Below are 18,741 nucleotides of genomic sequence, written 5' to 3'. Positions count from 1 at the left end.
TCATCAGAATGCCGCCCTTCTGTCGAATGGAGAGAATATATGACCAGTCCCTTTTTCGATCATCCCTATCTGTCGGGTCATCACCAGCCCAACCGGTTCGAGGCTGATGCGCCGGATCTGATTATCGAAGGCGATCTGCCGGATGACCTGGAAGGTGTGTTCTACCGCAATGGGGCAGAGCCGCTCTATCCTCCGCTCGAGGGGGACTATCACTGGTTTGACGGTGACGGCATGATCTATGCTTTTTTCATTGCGGACGGCAAGGTCTCCATGCGCAATCGCTGGGTCCGCACCGATAAGTTCAATCTGGAGCTGGATGCCGGCAGAAGGTTGTTCGGCCTGTTCGGAAACCCTATGACCAGCGATCCCGCTGCCCAGGGCACCCGCTATAATACCGCCAATACCAATATCATCCTGCACGGTGGCAAGCTGCTCGCCCTGATGGAGGGCGCGCCAGCTGTCGAGATGGACCCCCGGACGCTGGAAACCATCGGCGACCATACTTATGGCGGTGCTATCACCACGACTTTCTCCGCCCATCCCAAGATCGACCATTTCAGCGGCGAGATGGTCAATCTCGGCGCGATGATCCACGGCGTCACGGGTGCGCCGGAAATCCGCTATGATGTAATCTCGAAATCCGGCGAGATCACCAAGACCGAATTTTTCGAAGCGCCGCACATGGCGCCGATGCACACGTTTCTGCTGAGCGAGAACTGGGTGGTGTTTCCGGTTACTCCGATCGATGTCAGCATGGAACGGGCCCAGTCCGGGGGACCGATGACCGCATGGATGCCCAATCGCTCGGTCAAGCTTGGAATCATGCCGAGAAACGGAACGGCGGACCAGATGCGCTGGATCGAGATGGAGCCGCGCCACATGTATCACGAACTCAATGTCTGGGAAGAAGGTGACAAGCTATATGCCGATGTCGCGACCGCCAATGGCACAGCCTTGTTTCCGGACGAACACGGCAACCGGCTGACCCATGGCGAAACAGTGCAAAGCCTGCGCCGCTGGGAGATCGATCTGACCGGCAAGAGCGACAGCGTCAAGGAAACCGTGCTAAACGAACGGGACATCCAGTTTCCGCGGCCCGACGATCGTTTCATGACCCGCAAGACGAGCCAGTCTTTTGCCAATATCAACCTGAATTCCAGGGACGGCCGGATCGACGGCATGGACGCGGTGCTGCGTTTCGATACCGCGACCGGAAAGGAGGATATCTACCATTTCGGCAACGGCACCGCGGCGGGAGAGCTGATCTTCGCACCGAAAAGCGGCAGCACCGAGGAAGCCGATGGCTATGCGATAACATTGATCCATCCCGCCGACAGCCCGACCAGCGAACTGGTGATCTTTGCCGCCAATGATATCGCCCGCGGCCCGATAGCGCGAGTGATCGTCCCGTTCCGAATCTCGAACGGCTTTCACTGCAATTATTATCCCAACGACAGTGATCTCTATGCGTCGGCGTTCGGCTGAGTGGAAAGCTTTTGCTGAGCAGGACATCGCCGGCGCATAGGGCCGGAACATAGGGCCGGAGCATAGGGCCGGAGCATAGGGGGGCGAACAGCACCGTTGGCGATCGCTCCTGGTCTTGTGATTTTGCTGGTAGAATCAATTGGTCGGGACGAGAGGATTCGAACCTCCGACCCCCACACCCCCAGTGTGATGCGCTACCAGGCTGCGCTACGTCCCGACCGAAGCTGCGCATATATGGAGGTCGGTGGAGCTTGGCAAGTCGTTTGCGTCATGCGTGTCGCCTTTCCGAAATACGGATTTCGTTGCGCCTGAGACAAGTGCGTGATAGGCGCGCGCAACATCTGGGTCTGCTGTTCCGGGGCTTGAAACAAGACCCCGGACTTCACACATAAAAAATTGCAACAATCGGGACGAGTTCATGACTTCAATCACTATATTATCTGCAGCAGCTGGTGCCGGCGGGGCCGGTGGCTTTCTGATTTCGATAATGCCGCTGGTGCTTATCTTTGCTGTCTTCTATTTTCTGCTCATCCGTCCGCAACAGAAGAAGATGAAAGAGCATCAGGAAAAGGTTGGTGCGGTCAAGAAAAATGACGAAGTCGTGACCGGCGGCGGACTGGTCGGCAAAGCGGTCAAGGTCGACGACGAATATGTCGAGGTGGAAATTGCCAATGGCGTTCGTGTCAAGGCGATCAAGGCGACCCTGACCGATGTCATGCCACGCGGCGGTGCCAAACCTGCGAACGACTGAACGCGGTGATATAGAAAGTTAGTTTCGATGCTCGATTTCCCGCGCTGGAAAGTCATTTCCATTTCTCTGCTGCTGGCCTTTGGCGTGCTGATGTCCATTCCCAGCCTGCTGGGTGAAAATGGCCGGCAATATTGGCCGAGCTTTCTGCCGAATGAGACGATCAATCTGGGGCTGGATCTTCAGGGCGGCAGTCATATTCTGCTGGAAGCGGATCCGGCCGATGTGGCGACCGCCCGGCTCGAGACGATGGAAGAATCGGTGCGCGCGGAAATGCGCCGCGCCGATCCGCGAATCGGAATTGGCGATATTTCCCGGCGCGATGGCGTGTTGAGCTTCATGGTGCGCGACAGCACTCAGGTCGATGCGGCGCGCGATGCGATTGTTCCGCTGACAAGCGGTGCCGGACTGACCGGCCAGCGCGACTGGGATATCGAAGTGCGCGACGATACGCGTTTCGTGCTGACCCCGACCGCTGCTGGTCTGGAAAATGCCGTCGAAAATGCGATGGAGACGGCAACCGACGTGATCCGCCGCCGGATCGACGAAATGGGTACGCGCGAGCCGACGATCATCCGCCAGGGCGATAACCGGATCGTGGTGCAGGTGCCGGGCCTCGATGATCCGGAGGCATTGAAGGCCTTGCTCGGTCAGACGGCAAAGCTGGAATTCAAACTGGTCGATTTCGAAGCCGATCCCAATATGGTCGCCGCAGGACGTGCGCCAGTGGGCAGCCAGATTTTTCCTTATCCGGACAATCCGTCCGGCTTGCCCAATATTGCCGTCAAGCGACTGGGCGGCATCAGTGGCGACAAGCTGACCGATGCCGGGCAGGGCTTTGACCAGCAGACCAACGCGGCGGTGGTCAATATCACCTTCGACAGCGAGGGCGGCGCCAAATTTGCCCGATTGACGCAGAATAATGTCGGTCGGCCCTTTGCCATCATTCTGGATGGACAGGTGCTGTCGGCTCCCAATATCAACGAACCGATTCTTGGCGGTTCGGCCCAGATTTCCGGCAACTTTTCCGTCGAGAGTGCAAACCAGCTGGCGATCGCGCTGCGCTCCGGTGCCTTGCCGGTGGAATTGAAAATCGTCGAAGAACGTACCGTCGGGCCCGATCTTGGCAAGGATTCGATCGACAAGGGCATGATTGCCGCGATCATCGCCACGGTCGCGGTGCTGACCTTCATGGTCGTGACCTATGGCCGATTTGGCATGTATGCCAATATCGCACTGGCGCTGAACCTGTTCATCATCGTCGGCGTTATGGCGATGTTCAACGCGACATTGACGCTGCCCGGTATCGCCGGCTTTGTGCTGACGGTCGGTTCTGCAGTCGATGCCAACGTGCTGATCAATGAACGAATACGCGAAGAGCGGAAACGGGGCAGGCGTGTCATTCAGGCGATCGAAGTCGGGTATAAGGAAGCGTCGAGAGCGATTATGGATGCCAATGTCACCAATATCATCGCCGGCGTATTGCTGTTCCTGTTCGGTTCGGGGCCGGTCAAGGGATTTGCCGTCGTTCTGATGATCGGTATCGCATCCTCCGTCTTCACCGCCGTGGTTGTCACCCGGATGTTTGTGGCGCTCTGGGCTAGAAGAGCCCGGCCGCAGGAGTTGGTCATATGAGATTGCTGAAACTTGTTCCTGACAACACCAATTTCGGATTTCTGAAATGGCGCAATATCGCCATGGCTTTCAGCATCCTGACGATCATCGCATCGATCGGTCTGGTCGCGACCAAAGGCTTGAATTTTGGCGTCGACTTTATCGGCGGCCAGATGATTCAGGCAACTTTTACCGAGACCGAAACGGCGCCGATCTCCGAGTTGCGGGACAGTGTCGGAGGGCTTGGCTATGGCGAAGCGACGATCCAGCGATTTGGCGATGCCAATGAAGTGTCGATCCGTATGCGGCTGCCGGCAGAAGCGGAATCGCGTCCGGAAGCAGCCAATGAAATGACCGAAAAGATCGTCGCTACGATCAAGGCGGACCACCCCGATGTGCGCATCGACGGCGTGGAATCGGTATCCGGCAAGGTTTCGTCGGAACTGTTTGAGACCGGTGCCTATTCGCTCCTTTTCGCGGTGATCGCGATCTCCATCTATATCTGGATCCGTTTCGAATGGCAGTTCGGGGTCGGTGCGCTGTTTGCGCTGGTGCACGACGTCGCGCTAACTTTTGGCCTGTTCGCGCTGACGCAGATGGAATTCAACCTCAATATCGTTGCCGCGTTGCTGACGATTATCGGCTACTCGCTTAACGACACGATCGTGGTGTTCGACCGTATTCGCGAGAATCTGAAAAAATATCGCAAGATGGACATCATCGGCTTGCTCGATCTGTCGGTGAACGAAACCCTGGCCCGGACCGTGATGACCAGCTTGACCATGCTGATCGCACTGGGAGCGCTGATCCTCTGGGGGCCGGACGTGATTTTCGGCTTCTCCGTCGCGATGTTCTTCGGCGTGTTCGTCGGCACATATAGCTCGATCTATATGGCCGCACCGATCCTGATCTGGCTCAAGGTCGGGCCGGACACATTCGTCCCCGCTGAGCAGGACAATAAGACGGCGGAAAAGGTTGGTGGTCCGGAACAGATTGGCTGATCCTTGGTAGAGCTGCGCAAGGATGTTGAATTTACCGGACCGGTCATCACCGGTTTTACGGCCAGCGGTTTCAAATGCGGTGACCGACGGTTCGATCAGGGGCTGCTGATTTCCCCCGAACAGGCTCTCGCCTGGGACGGGTCGGCGGTCGATAATCTCAATCTCGCCGAAATTCTGTCCAGCCTCAACCTGTCGCCACGGCCTGAATTTCTTCTGCTTGGCAGCGGCCCGTCGATGCTGCAACCGCCTGCTGCCTTCCGGCGGGAAGTGGAAGCGGCGGGCATGGGGCTGGAAGTTATGGACAGCCGCGCTGCAGCGCGGACATGGGGGGTGTTGCGGGCCGAAGAGCGCTGGATAATCGGCGCGCTCCTGCCACTAGCCTAATCCCTGCCGGCTGCCTGTCGCAATATCGTCAGCAGCTGGTCACCATTATTCTGCCAACTGAAGTTGCGGACTGACAAGCGAACCCTGTCCTGCGCCGGGGGGGCGGAGAGGATCGCCCTGGCGGCTGCCACGATTGCGTCAGGCGTCTGATCAACAACCCGTCCGGCCTCCCGACTGCTGACCAGTTCCCGCGCACCACCAGCCTCGCTGATGATGATGGGCGTGCCGCAAGCGAGCGCCTCGACCCATGCATTCGCAAGTCCTTCGGACTTTGACACCAATATGGCGATATCGGCCGCAGCGGTCAGCTTTGGCAGTTGTTCGTGCGGCACGCTGCCCAGAAAACGGACGCGGTCGGTCAAGCCGAGCTGATCGGCAAGGGCACGGTAATTTTGCTCTTCCTCTCCCGCTCCGGCGAGCAACAACGTGGCATCCGGGATCTGGGCCAGGGCGCGGATCACCAGATCCTGATTTTTGCGTGCTATCAGCGCACCGGTGGTGATGAAAAGAGGTCCGCTTACGCCAAGCTCCTTCTTCGCCGCAACCCGGTCGAGCGGCGCAAAACTGCCCTGATCGAGTCCGGTGTAGTGGACGGAAATCTTCCTTCCATCCATGCCCAGAGCGACCATATCCTGCTTCAGCGCGCCAGATACTGCGAGCAGCGCGCTGGCCTTCTCCGCCGCCCTTAATATCTGGACACGGCATTTCGGATCGCTGCCCCAATGGTGGATGTCAGCCCCGCGCGCCTTGATGGTGAAGGGAATGTCGAGCGCCTCGGCGAGCTGCAGGGCTGCAGGGCCATCGGGATAGAAAAACTCGGCGTCGATCAAGTCGAAGGGGGCCTTGTCGTGCAGTGCCTTCGCCAGCGGCAGGATCGCCTTGACGATGCGGCGCGGATTGCTGGCGCCGCCAATTTTCGGAACCAGCCTGAAACGGGGACGGAACACGTCGAGGCCGCGCCACGTTTCCTGTTCCGGCAGTTGTCCAAGCGCCTGATACTGGGTGAGCCTGTCCAGTGGCCAGAATGGTATTCCAAGCGGATTGACAACTGTCACACTGGTTTCCGGACGGCGTGCCAGTTCTGCAGTCTGTCGCTCTACAAATATGCCGAAATTCGGTGCTGCCGCATTCGGGAATAATGTCGACAAGGTCAGGATGCGGAGCGTCTGTGTCATGACAAATATTTTCGTATCCCGTTCCTACAGCTCTCGCACCAGACGCACCGCGACACCGATCCATTCCGGATCGCTGACGATCTGTTGTCGCGTGCCGCTGCCGAGCGGGAGTAACTGCAACTTGTTGTCCTGGCGACCGATCAGGCGGCCGAAGAGATATCGCCCGGCGGGACGAGGAACCAATATGTCCCGGTTCAGCGCGCCGCCAAACTGGTCCGGTTCGCGCCGCGAAAGCCAGACATCGTCGCCGGCACGATAGTCTCCGATACTGCTCTTTACGCGGAGCGCCATCATCGCCGGCTCGATCGCGGGCTGATAGATATGTTCGACCTTGCTCAGTGCATGGGTGCCCTTGTGATCCAGTAGAGCAGCAACCGGCAGTTCTTCCTGATCAGGTAAAGACAAGAGTGCCGCGCTGTCTACTCCCAGCGCGTCGGCGATCCGGTTCAGCCAGGCGAGCGACAATGTCCGCGTGCCGGTTTCGAGCCGTCCAATGGTCTGCGCAGTGGTTGGTGGTTTGCACCGTCCTGCAACATCGTCCAGTGTCAATCCTTTGGCCTTGCGCACATCCCTGATACGGCTGATCATCATCGCCTCCAAACCTATATGGTTTTCTACTTTCCTACATTATCGCCAAAATGGCAAGTGAGTTTCTAGCCAAACAGGAGATAATATGACAAATCAATCAACCAGAAAAAATATCGGGTGGCGCGGCCCGCGTTTGCTCGCCGAGCGAGCATTGCCACAGGATGGCGAGAAACGGGAAGGACGCGGGGCGCGGCGCAGACGCGCACGTAGCGTTACGGTCAATCTCGCGGAATCGCCACTGGGCTGGCTCCATGCGAGAGGCCATTTGTCCGACCGACAGTTTGACGCCGGTGAAAAATTGCGCGCCGACTGGGAGCGCGCCAATCTGGCACCCAGCGTGACCATGCGTTGGGATGGCGCGCCGGTTGCGGGCAGCAAGCGCGCGATGCCCCGGATAATGAACGAAACCGAAGCGCAAATCGCTGCCAAGCAGCGCTTTGACAAGGCGATCTGCCATCTGGGAAACGATCTGTCGGATATCGCCTGGCGCACCATCTGTGGTGGGGAGAGGACACCGGTAGCGGAGAGGAAGCTCGGTTGGCCGGCCCGATCGGGCAAGCTTGTGCTGAAAATCGCGCTGGACAGGCTGGCGGAATATTATCGCCTGCCTGGCTGATCACTTGTCCGCTAGCCGCTCGACTTCTTCCGCCAGTTCCAGCCAGCGCATTTCCGCTTCGTCCTTTTCGTCAATCAAGGCGCTGTTCTCTTTGGTCAAGGCCTCGAAACGGGGGAAGTCCCGAGTATAGAGATCGGGATCGGCTAACGCCTTTTCGATTTCCGCCATGCGTTGGTCGATCGCCTCGATCCGTTCCGGCAAGAGATCATAGTCGCGTTGATCCTTGTAGCTCAGTTTCTTGCTGGAGCTTGCGGCCTTCGTGGTGTTCTGGTTCGCAGGCTGCTGGGATTTCGACGCTGCTTTCGCGGCCCGGGGACGCGGTTTGCGCCGGGCTTCCCATTCGGCATAGCCGCCGGCGACTATGTCGACGGTTCCGCTGCCGTCCAGGCCGAGCGTGACCGTCACTGTCCGATCCAGAAAATCGCGGTCATGGCTGACCAGCAGGACGGTGCCTTCATAATCCGCGATCACTTCCTGCAACAGGTCGAGCGTTTCGAGATCGAGATCATTGGTCGGTTCGTCGAGCACCAACAGATTGGACATTCGCGCAAATTCCCGCGCCAGCAGCAATCGCGATTGTTCGCCGCCCGACAAGGTGCCGACCTTCGCGTCGATCAGCGACGGCGCGAACAGAAATTCCTTGAGATAGCCCTGCACATGTTTCTTGTCGCCGCGCACATCAACCCAGTCGCTGCCGTCGGCAAGCACGTCGCGGACGGACTTGTTGCCCTCGAGCAGGCTGCGCTGTTGGTCGATGAACACGCCGTTGAGGGTCTTGGCGAGCGTGACGGTGCCGCTATCCGGTTCCAGTTCGCCGGTGAGCATCTTCAGCAATGTGGTCTTGCCCGCACCATTGGCGCCAACGATACCGATCCGGTCACCGCGCTGGATTCGCAGAGAGAAATCGCGGATAATCTGACGCTTGCTTTCGCCTTCGCCAAAGGATTTGGAAACATGCTCGGCGGTGATGACCGATTTCGTCCGGCTGTCGTCATTCTGGATCTTGAGATTTGCGGTACCCGCAGGACCGATCATCGCGGCGCGCGCTGCGCGCATTTCCCATAATTTCTCCAGCCGCCCCTGATTGCGCTTGCGCCGGGCGGTGACGCCGCGTTCCAGCCAGCGCGCTTCGAGCTTCAGCTTCGCGTCGATCTTGCTGGCGGCCTGGGCTTCATCCGCGTGAATTTTCTCCATCCACGCATCATAGCCGCCGAAACCGATTTCCTGTCGCCGCAAGGCACCGCGGTCCAGCCAGATCGTCTGTTTGGTCAGCCTGGTCAGGAAGGTCCGGTCATGCGAAATGGTAATGAAAGCGCCCTTGTAGCGACCGAGCCAGTCTTCCAGCCAGTCAATCGCCCCGAGATCGAGATGGTTGGTCGGTTCGTCGAGCAGCAGAAGATCGGGATCGGATGCCAGTGCGCGGCAGATCGCCGCGCGGCGTTTCTCGCCCCCGCTGGCTTTGGCAGCTCCCCTGGACAAATCGGTACCCAGTTGATCGGCTATGGCCTCTACTTCATGCAGGGCAGGGCCCTGATCGCCCGATATGGCAAAGTCACGCAAGGTTTCGAACTGGCTGAAATCCGGTTCCTGCTCCAGATAGACGATATTGGTCCCGGGCTGGATCATCCGCTGGCCCTTGTCCGCTTCGATCTGGTCGGCGATCAGACGCAATAGTGTTGTCTTGCCGGCGCCGTTTCGGCCGATCAGGGCCAGCCGGTCACGCGGGCCGACGTGCAGATCGAGATTCTCGAATAGCCAGCCTTCGCCCTGATGGAGCGACAGATTCTCATATGCAAAGATCGGGGGTTGAGCCATGGTTCCCGGGCGTTAGGGCCAAGCGGCCTTGGGCTCAAGCCTTCTCTTTGGATCAAAGGCCATTGACCTGTCGCGCCATATCGGATTGTAGAGACGGATATGGCTTTATGGGGATAGGGAAGAGCGTTGGAAACAGTCTATCTTAACGGCGAATATGTTTCCGGGTCTGCGGCTAAAATTTCCGTATTTGACCGGGGGGTGCTGTTTTCCGACGCGGTCTATGAGGTGATTTCGGTGATCGATGGCCGCCTGATTGACATGCAGCGCCATATTGCCCGGCTGGAACGATCACTGGGCGAACTTTCGATCAATGCCAGTGCCGACTGGTCGACAATAGCGCAGAATCTGGTAACGGAAAATGATCTGCAGGAAGGCGTGGTTTATCTGCAAGTGTCGCGCGGAGTAATGGAAGAGCGGGACTATCGCTGGCCTGCTCCCGATACCGCCCCGACAATATTTGCCTTTGCCCAGTCTCGCGCATTGATCGCCAATCCTCTGGCGGACCGCGGCATGAAGATCATCACGCGGCCGGATCTGCGCTGGCAAAGATGCGATATCAAGACCACCCAGCTGCTCTACGCATCGCTGATGAAAATGGAGGCCATGGCAGCGGGCGTCGACGATGTCTGGATGGCGCGTGACGACTGGATTACCGAGGGGACGTCCCAGAACGCCCATATCATCACGCAGGACGGGGTCCTGATTTCCCATCAGCTGGATCGTCGCATTTTGCCCGGCGTTACCCGTATCGAAATGCTCGATCAGGCAAAGGCGATGGAACTAACCATCGAAGAGCGCGCTTTCTCCATAGACGAGGCGAAACAGGCAGCGGAAGCCTTTGTGACATCGTCGACATTGCTGGTCATGCCGGTTGTCGAGATTGACGGCCACAAGGTCGGCGATGGACAGCCGGGAACACGAACCGGAAAAATCAGGCAAAATTATTTAGCCGCCGTTCAGAGAGCCTCGTCTACAACGAACTGAATCAATGGAGAAGATTATGAAATTCCCAGTTATACTGGCCGGCGCGGCCCTGGCTCTGAGCCCGATCAATATTGCGCAGGCCGCAAATGTAGAAATCGTCGCCCAAAATCCGGTTATCGAACTGAGCGTCTCGGAACAGGTCGATAGCGCGCCGGATACGGCAAGCTTCAGCACTGGAGTGGAGACAAGAGCTAAGACCGCAACAGAAGCACTGCGCCAGAATTCGGTGCAGGCCAGGGCGGTCATGGACCGGCTCAAGTCGCTCGGTATTGCCGAGAAGGACATCCAGACCACCGGCATCAACTTGCGGGCAGATTATGACTATGACCAGGAAAGTCGGCAAAATCGATTCGTCGGTTATGTCGTTTCCAATCAGGTCTCGGCAACCGTCAAGGACATCTCCAAGCTCGGTGAAATTCTCGATGCAATTGTCACCAGCGGTGCAACCAATTTGAACGGACCGTCTTTCTCGATCAGTGATGACAGCAAGCTGAAGGACCTTGCGCGTGAACGGGCGCTGGCCAATGCCAAGGCGCGCGCCATGAGCTATGCCCGGGCAGAGGGCTATAGCGGTGTCCGTGTCCTTTCGATCAGCGAAGGCATGTCCCATCAATCCGATGCGCCAATGATGCGGATGGAGGCGTCCGCCTCCTCGTCAGCGCCCCCGGTTGCGCCAGGCCAGGTCGGAACCGTCGTTTCGCTCAACATTACCTATGAAATGACGCGATAATCTCTCGTTCCTGACAGGAACCTTATTCACGTGATGTTAAAACCACCGGGTCTAGGAGGGTGCTGATGTTGAAATTGACTGTCTTTCTGCCCCTCCTGGTGCTCGGAGTGTTGGCTGTCCCGTCGCAGGCTGCGGCTGCGGATCGTCGCGGCGAGCAGAATGAGGCGCGTGCCCAGATGATGGCCGGCAAGGTAAAGTCGATCCGGTCGATTGAAAACCGGATTTTGCCGCGCATGGGCGACAGTGAATATATCGGTCCCGAATTCGATCCCGGCGCGCAGGTCTACCGGCTGAAATTCATTCGCGATGGCCGGGTGATATTCGTCGACGTCGATGGCCGTACCGGCTCTATCCTGCGCCAGTCCCGCTGATTACCGTCGGCTGTCACGATTTTCTAATAGCATTGTGCCTTGGGGGGATGGTGATATAGGCTATTCCACAGAAACAGGTATTATTTCGGAGGACAGGCATGCGTGTCTTGATCGTTGAAGACGAACCCACGCTGGGGCAACAGCTCAAATCGACACTGGAGGCCAATGGCTATGCCATCGACCTGTCAACCGACGGTGAAGACGGCCATTTCATGGGTTCGACCGAAGATTATGACGCGGTTATTCTTGACCTCGGCCTGCCTGAAATAGATGGCCTCACGGTATTGGATCGCTGGCGCAAGGAAGAACGCAATTTTCCGGTGCTGGTGCTGACCGCTCGCGACAGCTGGTCGGACAAGGTTGCCGGGCTTGATGCCGGTGCTGATGACTATCTGGCCAAGCCGTTCCAGACCGAAGAACTGATCGCCCGTCTCCGCGCGCTCATTCGCCGGGCCTCGGGCAATGCCTCTTCGGAACTGACCGCCGGCAATGTCCGTCTCGATACAAGATCGGGCAAGGTCACGCTCGACGGCAGCCCGGTCAAGCTGACGGCGCAGGAATATAAGCTTCTGTCCTATCTGATGCACCACAAGGGCAAGGTCGTGTCGCGGACCGAATTGATCGAACATATTTATGATCAGGATTTCGACCGCGATTCCAACACGATCGAGGTGTTCGTGACCCGGATCCGCAAGAAACTGGGCGCCGAAGTCATTTCCACGATTCGGGGGCTCGGCTATAGTCTAGAGGATCCCGAAGCCTGAATGAACCAGCCCAGATAGATCGTCCGCTCGAAGAAAAGGCACCGGCAAGCCCATCTCGGCTAGGCACCCAGACCACCGGATCGCTCAGTCGCCGGATGATCGGCATTGCTGCGGCGTGGATCATGATCCTTCTGTTTGGCGGGGGTTTCGCGCTGGACCGGGTGCTCAACGATGCGGTGACCCGCAATTTCGATAATCAGCTGGAATATGTGCTGACCGCGATGATCGCGTCGGCGGAAATCGGCCCGGATGGTGAGGTTTTTCTCAACCGGCCACTGGGTGACCAGCGCTTTCTCGAACCCAATAGCGGACTGTACTGGCAAATCAGCGGCAAGGGGCATGACGATTTCCCCTCGCGTTCCTTGTGGGACCGGACGCTGGTGTCGAATATAGCCCATGACGACCGGGAAACCCATATTTACGACAGCAACCAGTTTCAGGATGAACCGCTCCGCGTCCTCGAGCGCACGATTATCCTTCCCGATAGCAATACCAAATGGTTGTTCCAGGTGGCGCAAAGCCGAGACGGGCTCGATGGCCAGATCGCCAATATCCGGTCGATACTGATCAACAGCTTCCTGATCCTGGCGCTCGGGCTGATCGGCATGGCGGCGCTGCAGACACTTTACGGTCTCTGGCCGCTGCGCAAGATTCGCAGCGCCATTGCGGCCATGCGCACCGGCCAGCAGCGCCGCGTGGTCGAACCAATGCCAATCGAGGTCACCCCGATGGTCGACGAACTCAATGCCTTGCTCGACCATAATGAGAAGCAGGCAGAGGAAGCGCGGCGTCACGCCGGCAATCTCGCCCATGCGCTCAAAACCCCGCTCACCGTCATCATGAACAGCGCTACTGCCAAGGCCGATGATCTGGCCAATACGGTGATTCGCGAAGCGGGCGTCATGCGGCGGCAGGTGGACCATCATCTGGCGCGCGCGCGGGCGGTAGGCCGGCGCGGCAATGCTCACAGCCGGGCCAAAGTCTGGCAGAGCCTGCAGGCGGTTGAACGGGCCGTTGGCCGGCTTTATCCGCATGTCCGGATCGATATCGACGGCGACAAGGATGCGGTGGCCTCGGTCGAACGGCAGGATCTCGACGAGATGATCGGAAATCTGGTCGAAAATGCCGCCAAATATGGCGGTGGCAGCGTCTTCATTACGGTCGAGACCAATGATGAGTTTGTCGAACTGCTGATCGAGGATGACGGTCGCGGTATCCCCGAAGCCGAACGCCAGCGGATATTCGATCGCGGTGTCCGTCTCGACAGCGGCAAGCCGGGAACCGGGCTGGGGCTCGCCATTGTCCGCGATGTCGCGGAAATCTACGAGGGCTCGGTATCGCTGGAAGAAAGCGAGGATCTGGGCGGATTGCTGGTACGGCTCAGGCTGCCGAAAAGCGAGATGATCGAGACTTAGTCGGCTTTGCCGCGTATCCGTTCGTGGTGGCGAATCACTTCGTCGATGATGAAGCGCAGGAATTTTTCCGAAAATTCGGGGTCGAGATTGGCGTCGCTGGCCAACTGGCGCAGACGGGCAATCTGTTCTTTCTCGCGGGCACCATCTGCCGGCGGCAGGCTGTTCTTCGCTTTATATTCACCGACCGCCTGGGTCACCTTGAAGCGTTCGGCCAGCATGAACACCAGCGCCGCATCGATATTGTTGATGCTTTCGCGATATTGCTTAAGCTTTTCGTCCATTTTATGCTGCCCCAATTCCACCTGTTTCGATTCCGGCATCTCATGCACGACATGCAACCGAATATGGCCTGATTTCACTTGCCTTATCCCTAGTGAATTGCCACATCCGGTGCAACATGTCAGCAACGGTCCATCATATCGGGCGGGATAACGCGCCTTCACTCGAACCCCTCATGTCTCTGGTCGCCAGCGACATGAATCAGGTCAACAGCGTGATTTTGGACCGGATGCAATCGGAAATCCCCCTCATTCCCGAACTGGCCGGACATCTGATCGCCGGCGGTGGCAAGCGGATGCGGCCGATGCTGACTCTGGCGGCGGCCAAGCTGATCGGCTATCCCGGCGATCGCCATTTCAAACTGGCGGCTGCTGTGGAATTCATTCACACGGCAACCCTGTTGCACGATGATGTGGTCGATGGTTCCGACATGCGGCGTGGGAAAACCGCCGCCAATCTGATCTTCGGCAATCCCGCGACCGTTCTGGTCGGTGATTTTCTGTTCAGTCGCTCGTTCGAGCTGATGGTCGAGGACGGCTCGCTGAAAGTGCTGAAGATATTGTCCAATGCTTCGGCCGTGATTGCCGAGGGCGAAGTCAACCAGTTGACCGCGCAGCGCAAGATCGAAACCAATGAAGACCGCTATCTCGATATCATCGGTGCCAAGACGGCAGCCCTTTTCGCGGCGGCGAGCCGGATTTCTGCCGTGGTTGCCGAATGCGACGATGAAGTCGAGCTGGCGCTGGACAGCTATGGTCGTAACCTGGGCATCGCTTTTCAATTGGTTGACGACGCGATCGACTATTCGTCCGATCGCGAAACCATGGGCAAGGATGCCGGCGACGATTTCCGCGAAGGCAAGGTAACCCTGCCGGTCATATTGGCCTATGCCCGGGGCAATGATGAAGAGCGTAAATTCTGGAAAGACGCGATAATCGGGCATAAATCGTCCGATGACGATCTCGCCCGGGCAACGGCGTTGATCCATGCGACCGGAGCCATGGACGATACGATGTCGCGGGCCCGTCACTATGGTCAGAGGGCTATTGATGCACTAGGCATATTCGCAGCGGGCAAAGCGAAAGACGCGATGACCGAAGCGGTTGAATTTGCCATCTCCCGCGCTTATTGAGCCGGTTCAAGACAGGAACAGACAATGGCCGCACGAATTTATCAAACTCCCAGAAATGCAATGCAGTCGGGCAGGGCGCTGACCGACAAATGGGTGCTGGAATTCGAACCGGCAGAAGCCCGCAAACCCGACCCCCTGACCGGTTGGGCGGGGTCCGGTGATACCCAGCGGCAGGTGAAGCTGACCTTTGACAGCTGCGATGCGGCGAAGGCCTATGCCGATAAATATGGCATTGCCTATGCGGTCATTCCGACCCCGCACAAAACGCTGAAAATCCAGGCTTACGCCGACAATTTTCGCTAGGTATCTGCCTGCCGTTGCCCATCGGGCGCAGATGGCCTGCTCAGTCCAGTTTTAGAAACATCATCAGTTTGACGTCGATGCCGGCGCCTTGTTTGCGCTTGCTGTCGATGAATTCGCTCAACGCGCTCAAAGCGACACGGTGAACCGTGATATTCTCTCCATCGACGCCACCGCCTTCCCCGGTCTTGGTCAGCCCTTCGGCCCTGAAAAGCGAGAAGCTCTCGGAAACCATCCCGGGGGATGAATAAAATTCACCAAGATCGGTCATGATTTCCGCGCGATATCCGGTTTCTTCTTCCAGTTCGCGGATTGCTGCGATGACGCTGTCTTCGTCGCCATTCTCGGCATGATCACCGACCAGCCCCGCGGGCAATTCGATACAGTTTTTGCCCAGCGGAACGCGAAACTGCTCGACCAGCAGCACATGGCCGTCATCGATGGCGAGTATGACTGCGGCTTTGATGCCGCGGCTGCGGGAGACATATTCCCATTTGCCCTCGCGCTTGGCCGTGATGAAGCGGCCTTCCCACATGATTTCGATATTGTCGGACATATTCATCCCGTTTGAATTTTGCGTGTCGATGCGTGCCTGCCGCAAAAACGGCCCTGCGACAAGCTCAGGGCGAAGGGAATGTCAGAGTTCTATCAGTCGGTCTGGTAGCTCATTCGGGTTCTGGTCGCTCTTGGGAAAATGCTCGGCCAGGACGATGCCCATCTGGCGGACCGCTTCGGCCATGCCGTCGCCCGGTTTGCCGGCGCGGACCAGATCGATCATGCCGACCATTGCTTCGCCCCAGACATCCGGTTCCACTTTGGCGACAATGGCTTCATCGGCCACGATTTCCGCCCGATGTTCGCGCATCGACAGATAGAGCAAAATGCCGGTCCGTCCGACCGTGCGATGGTCGGTCGAGACGCGGAACAGCGATATTGCCCGTTTGCGGACCCGGGCCTTCTTGATCGGCGCCGGGATCAGCAGGAATAGCAAGGGCTTCCAGATCAGGAACAGGCGTGTGCCGAAAAATTTCAGCGCCGCAAATATGAACAGCGCCCAATAGGGCAGGGCGGTGATGCCGCTCCAGCCGCCAGCAAGCCAGTCGATTATGCCCAGATAGATTTCCGGGAACAGGCTGATGACCAGCAGGGCAGTCAAGGCGACCAGTCCGGATATGGCCCAGGCGACATCGCCATAATGATCGGATTCGCCGGTCACGATGGTAACGATTTCGCCATCGGTCAATTTCTCGGCTTGCGAGACTGCGGACGTGACGATCTTGTGGTCGTCCGGTGTAAACTGATTGACTTTGGCCATTACCAGCCTCCTGACGCGCCGCCGCCGCCGAAGCTGCCGCCGCCTCCACTGAAACCGCCGCCACCGAAACCGCCTCCACCGCCGAAGCCGGAACTGCCGCCGCCTCCGCCCCAGCCGGACCCGCCGCCCCAGATAACAACCGGGCCGGTGCCACGCCGATAGCGTTTGCCACCGCGATTGGAGAACATCGGGATGATGACGAAGAAGATCAGCACGAAAATCCAGAAGACCATCAGGCCGATATTCTCGCCGTCGCCTTTTGCGCTTTGCTGGCTGGCCTGTTGTGCAATCGCCAGAGCTTCTTCCTCGGGCAGTGTCAGTTGGCTCGATATCCGGTTCACGCCGGCGATAATGCCGCCCGCCATATCGCCATTGCGGAACTGGGGCAGGATATCATTCTGGATGATGATGCTCGACAGGGCATCGGTCATGATCCCTTCCAGGCCGTAGCCCACTTCGACGCGAACCTTGCGTTCATTGGGCGCGACCAGCAGGATCAGGCCATTGTCCTTTTCGGTTTCGCCGTCGCCATCCTGTCCGATGCCCCACGTCCGGCCAAGCTGATAGCCATAGTCGGCGATATCATAGCCTTCCAGGCTGTTGACCGTGGCGACAACAAACTGGCGATTGGATTGGGTTTCCAGCTCCGCCAGTTTCGCGGTGAGCTCCGCTTCCAGCGCCGGATCGAGCAAATCCGCCTGATCCACGACGCGGCCGGTAAGTTCGGGAAAGCTTTGGGCAAAGGCCGGGCTGGTGATCGCCATAAAGGCGATGGCCAGACCGGTTATGACTGTCTTGAGCGACAAGATGGACCGAAGAGCAATCACGCCTAGAAGCTGACTTCAGGGGCTTCGTCGGCGCCTTCTGAAGTGGCTGCAAAGGGTTCCATCGGTTCCGCTCCATGGATGATTTTCGCGCCGATAATATCGGGGAAGGTGCGGATGGTGGTGTTATATTCGCGAACCGCTTCGTTATAATCGCGGCGAGCAACATTGATCCGGTTTTCCGTGCCTTCCAGCTGGCTCTGCAGCGCGAGGAAATTCTGGTTGGATTTGAGATCGGGATAGGCTTCGACGGTTGCCATCAGGCGTCCGAGTCCTTGCGAGAGTGCGCCTTGCGCGGCGGCAAATTCCTGAACCTTCGCGGCATCACCAAGATCTTCAGTGCTCAGCTGGATCGAGGTTGCTTTTGCGCGGGCTTCGACCACGGCGGTCAACGTGTCCTGTTCCTGCGTAGCAAAGCCTTTTACAGTCTCGACGAGATTGGGGATCAGATCGGCGCGGCGCTGATAGGTGCTTTCTACATCAGCCCATTTCGCCTTCGCATTTTCTTCTGCGGTCGGCACGCTGTTAATTCCGCAGGCGCTCAGCGACAAGGCCACGGCCGGCACCATCAGAATCTTGATCAACTTGTTCAGCATTTTTTTGAAACCCTCCATCCACACGGCCAATCGCCGTTCCACCGTGTAAAAATAGGTATCAATGGTCGTCTTTGCAACGACTTCCCTCGACAATTTGCGATTTTTCCTACATTTACACGGCTTTAGAAACGGGAAGGGAAATAATATGTTAAACGAGTTCAAGGCGTTTATTCTCAAGGGCAATGTCCTCGATCTGGCGGTCGCTGTCATTATTGGCGCTGCCTTTGCGACCATTACCACGTCATTGACCGAAGATGTGATCATGCCGGTTGTCAGCGCCCTGTTTGGTATGCCTGATTTTTCGGGAATGTTCATCCTGCTCGGCTCGCCGCCTGCCGATTATAGCGGTGCGATGACCGACTATGCAGCGCTCAAGGAAGCCGGCGTGCCGATGCTCGGCTGGGGCCAGTTCCTGACAGTGGTGATCAACTTCATCATTTTGGCGTTCATCATCTTCATGATCGTTCGCTATGCCAACAAGGTGATGAAGAAAGCCGAAGAGGAAGCGCCGGCGCCCGGACCAAGCGAAATTGACCTGCTGAAAGAAATCCGGGACAGCCTGAAGAAGTAAATTCCGCGATTATCAATATCGCCCCTTTTGCCGC

Annotated in this window: 22 protein-coding genes and 1 tRNA gene; 14 read left to right on the top strand and 9 right to left on the bottom strand. The window is 57.9% G+C overall.

The genetic code is table 11. From position 1 onward, the window contains the following. The first annotated feature begins 39 nt into the window (after positions 1–39). Positions 40–1,485, top strand: a complete 1,446-nt coding sequence (locus tag SPHFLASMR4Y_RS06775) for a carotenoid oxygenase family protein (protein WP_186266061.1) — start codon at positions 40–42, stop codon at positions 1,483–1,485. Between the two features lie 140 nt (positions 1,486–1,625). Here the strand turns inward: SPHFLASMR4Y_RS06775 and SPHFLASMR4Y_RS06770 are convergent. Beyond that, positions 1,626–1,702, bottom strand: a tRNA-Pro gene (locus SPHFLASMR4Y_RS06770). 201 nt (positions 1,703–1,903) lie between these two features. On the opposite strand from SPHFLASMR4Y_RS06770, the gene yajC reads away from it, so the two are divergent. Genes yajC through SPHFLASMR4Y_RS06750 form a run of 4 tightly spaced genes read left to right on the top strand, consistent with a single transcriptional unit; the run spans position 1,904 to position 5,232 of the window. Further along, positions 1,904–2,236 carry a preprotein translocase subunit YajC gene (gene yajC, locus SPHFLASMR4Y_RS06765; RefSeq protein ID WP_089132870.1) on the top strand — a complete coding sequence of 111 codons (333 nt, stop codon included), beginning with the start codon at positions 1,904–1,906 and terminating at the stop codon, positions 2,234–2,236. Positions 2,237–2,263: 27 nt separating this feature from the next. Next, positions 2,264–3,868 carry a protein translocase subunit SecD gene (gene secD / locus SPHFLASMR4Y_RS06760; protein ID WP_089132869.1) on the top strand — a complete coding sequence of 535 codons (1,605 nt, stop codon included), beginning with the start codon at positions 2,264–2,266 and terminating at the stop codon, positions 3,866–3,868. After that, positions 3,865–4,848, top strand: coding sequence for a protein translocase subunit SecF (gene secF / locus SPHFLASMR4Y_RS06755; RefSeq protein WP_089132868.1), 984 nt, complete (start codon positions 3,865–3,867; stop codon positions 4,846–4,848). The genes secD and secF overlap by 4 nt, the downstream gene beginning before the upstream one ends. Before the next feature lie 3 nt (positions 4,849–4,851). After that, entirely contained in the window at positions 4,852–5,232 is a 381-nt protein-coding gene (locus SPHFLASMR4Y_RS06750; protein ID WP_260807106.1) for an Mth938-like domain-containing protein, read from the top strand. Here the strand turns inward: SPHFLASMR4Y_RS06750 and SPHFLASMR4Y_RS06745 are convergent. Together SPHFLASMR4Y_RS06745 and SPHFLASMR4Y_RS06740 are read right to left on the bottom strand one after the other, a co-directional pair. Further along, positions 5,229–6,407 carry a glycosyltransferase gene (locus SPHFLASMR4Y_RS06745; RefSeq protein WP_089132867.1) on the bottom strand — a complete coding sequence of 393 codons (1,179 nt, stop codon included), beginning with the start codon at positions 6,405–6,407 and terminating at the stop codon, positions 5,229–5,231. The two genes, SPHFLASMR4Y_RS06750 and SPHFLASMR4Y_RS06745, sit on opposite strands and share 4 nt — an antisense overlap. 24 nt (positions 6,408–6,431) lie before the next feature. Further along, on the bottom strand, positions 6,432–6,995 hold the full coding sequence (locus SPHFLASMR4Y_RS06740; protein ID WP_089134739.1) for a helix-turn-helix domain-containing protein: 564 nt from the start codon (positions 6,993–6,995) through the stop codon (positions 6,432–6,434). 85 nt (positions 6,996–7,080) lie between these two features. Between SPHFLASMR4Y_RS06740 and SPHFLASMR4Y_RS06735 the strand changes: the two genes are divergently transcribed. Beyond that, on the top strand, positions 7,081–7,611 hold the full coding sequence (locus SPHFLASMR4Y_RS06735) for a DUF6456 domain-containing protein (RefSeq protein ID WP_089132866.1): 531 nt from the start codon (positions 7,081–7,083) through the stop codon (positions 7,609–7,611). On the opposite strand, the gene SPHFLASMR4Y_RS06730 is transcribed toward SPHFLASMR4Y_RS06735, so the two are convergent. Then, positions 7,612–9,426 (bottom strand): ABC-F family ATP-binding cassette domain-containing protein, encoded by a 1,815-nt coding sequence (locus SPHFLASMR4Y_RS06730; protein ID WP_089132865.1) that lies wholly within the window; start codon positions 9,424–9,426, stop codon positions 7,612–7,614. A gap of 126 nt (positions 9,427–9,552) precedes the next feature. Between SPHFLASMR4Y_RS06730 and SPHFLASMR4Y_RS06725 the strand changes: the two genes are divergently transcribed. The 5 genes from SPHFLASMR4Y_RS06725 (at position 9,553) to SPHFLASMR4Y_RS06705 (ending at position 13,690) form a co-directional block, all read left to right on the top strand. Then, on the top strand, positions 9,553–10,410 hold the full coding sequence (locus SPHFLASMR4Y_RS06725; protein WP_089132864.1) for an aminotransferase class IV: 858 nt from the start codon (positions 9,553–9,555) through the stop codon (positions 10,408–10,410). Positions 10,411–10,426: 16 nt separating this feature from the next. After that, complete coding sequence (locus SPHFLASMR4Y_RS06720; protein WP_089132863.1) at positions 10,427–11,140, top strand: SIMPL domain-containing protein; 714 nt, start codon at positions 10,427–10,429, stop codon at positions 11,138–11,140. Positions 11,141–11,205: 65 nt separating this feature from the next. After that, complete coding sequence (locus SPHFLASMR4Y_RS06715; RefSeq protein ID WP_089132862.1) at positions 11,206–11,511, top strand: PepSY domain-containing protein; 306 nt, start codon at positions 11,206–11,208, stop codon at positions 11,509–11,511. 98 nt (positions 11,512–11,609) lie between these two features. After that, positions 11,610–12,275, top strand: coding sequence for a response regulator transcription factor (locus SPHFLASMR4Y_RS06710; protein ID WP_089132861.1), 666 nt, complete (start codon positions 11,610–11,612; stop codon positions 12,273–12,275). 95 nt (positions 12,276–12,370) lie between these two features. Then, on the top strand, positions 12,371–13,690 hold the full coding sequence (locus SPHFLASMR4Y_RS06705; RefSeq protein ID WP_089132860.1) for a sensor histidine kinase: 1,320 nt from the start codon (positions 12,371–12,373) through the stop codon (positions 13,688–13,690). Here the strand turns inward: SPHFLASMR4Y_RS06705 and SPHFLASMR4Y_RS06700 are convergent. Beyond that, positions 13,687–13,971 (bottom strand): chorismate mutase, encoded by a 285-nt coding sequence (locus SPHFLASMR4Y_RS06700; protein WP_089134738.1) that lies wholly within the window; start codon positions 13,969–13,971, stop codon positions 13,687–13,689. The two genes, SPHFLASMR4Y_RS06705 and SPHFLASMR4Y_RS06700, sit on opposite strands and share 4 nt — an antisense overlap. Positions 13,972–14,087: 116 nt before the next feature. Between SPHFLASMR4Y_RS06700 and SPHFLASMR4Y_RS06695 the strand changes: the two genes are divergently transcribed. Further along, the gene (locus tag SPHFLASMR4Y_RS06695; protein WP_089132859.1) at positions 14,088–15,101 is read left to right on the top strand and encodes a polyprenyl synthetase family protein; all 1,014 of its coding nucleotides are present in this window, start codon (positions 14,088–14,090) and stop codon (positions 15,099–15,101) included. A gap of 24 nt (positions 15,102–15,125) precedes the next feature. Continuing rightward, entirely contained in the window at positions 15,126–15,404 is a 279-nt protein-coding gene (locus SPHFLASMR4Y_RS06690; RefSeq protein ID WP_089132858.1) for an ETC complex I subunit, read from the top strand. A 40-nt stretch (positions 15,405–15,444) separates the two neighbouring features. Here SPHFLASMR4Y_RS06690 and SPHFLASMR4Y_RS06685 read toward each other — a convergent pair whose 3' ends face one another. The 4 genes from SPHFLASMR4Y_RS06685 to SPHFLASMR4Y_RS06670 all read right to left on the bottom strand — a co-directional run bounded on the left by SPHFLASMR4Y_RS06685 (position 15,445) and on the right by SPHFLASMR4Y_RS06670 (position 18,136). After that, complete coding sequence (locus SPHFLASMR4Y_RS06685) at positions 15,445–15,963, bottom strand: NUDIX hydrolase (RefSeq protein ID WP_409928912.1); 519 nt, start codon at positions 15,961–15,963, stop codon at positions 15,445–15,447. 75 nt (positions 15,964–16,038) lie between these two features. Further along, positions 16,039–16,716 (bottom strand): TPM domain-containing protein, encoded by a 678-nt coding sequence (locus tag SPHFLASMR4Y_RS06680; protein ID WP_089132857.1) that lies wholly within the window; start codon positions 16,714–16,716, stop codon positions 16,039–16,041. After that, positions 16,716–17,480 (bottom strand): TPM domain-containing protein, encoded by a 765-nt coding sequence (locus tag SPHFLASMR4Y_RS06675; RefSeq protein ID WP_089134736.1) that lies wholly within the window; start codon positions 17,478–17,480, stop codon positions 16,716–16,718. The genes SPHFLASMR4Y_RS06680 and SPHFLASMR4Y_RS06675 overlap by 1 nt, the downstream gene beginning before the upstream one ends. Positions 17,481–17,545: 65 nt before the next feature. After that, a complete protein-coding gene (locus SPHFLASMR4Y_RS06670; RefSeq protein WP_089134735.1) occupies positions 17,546–18,136 on the bottom strand; it encodes a LemA family protein in 591 nt (196 codons plus the stop codon). A 145-nt stretch (positions 18,137–18,281) separates the two neighbouring features. Here SPHFLASMR4Y_RS06670 and mscL point away from each other — a divergent pair, with 145 nt between their 5' ends. After that, positions 18,282–18,707 carry a large conductance mechanosensitive channel protein MscL gene (gene mscL / locus SPHFLASMR4Y_RS06665; RefSeq protein ID WP_089132856.1) on the top strand — a complete coding sequence of 142 codons (426 nt, stop codon included), beginning with the start codon at positions 18,282–18,284 and terminating at the stop codon, positions 18,705–18,707. Positions 18,708–18,741: the final 34 nt, after the last annotated feature.

Origin of the sequence: Sphingorhabdus sp. SMR4y (genome assembly GCF_002218195.1) — a bacterium.
Taxonomy (GTDB): Bacteria; Pseudomonadota; Alphaproteobacteria; order Sphingomonadales; family Sphingomonadaceae; genus Parasphingorhabdus.
Note: the sequence above shows the minus strand (reverse complement) of the source record. Positions and strands in the feature narration are given on the sequence as shown.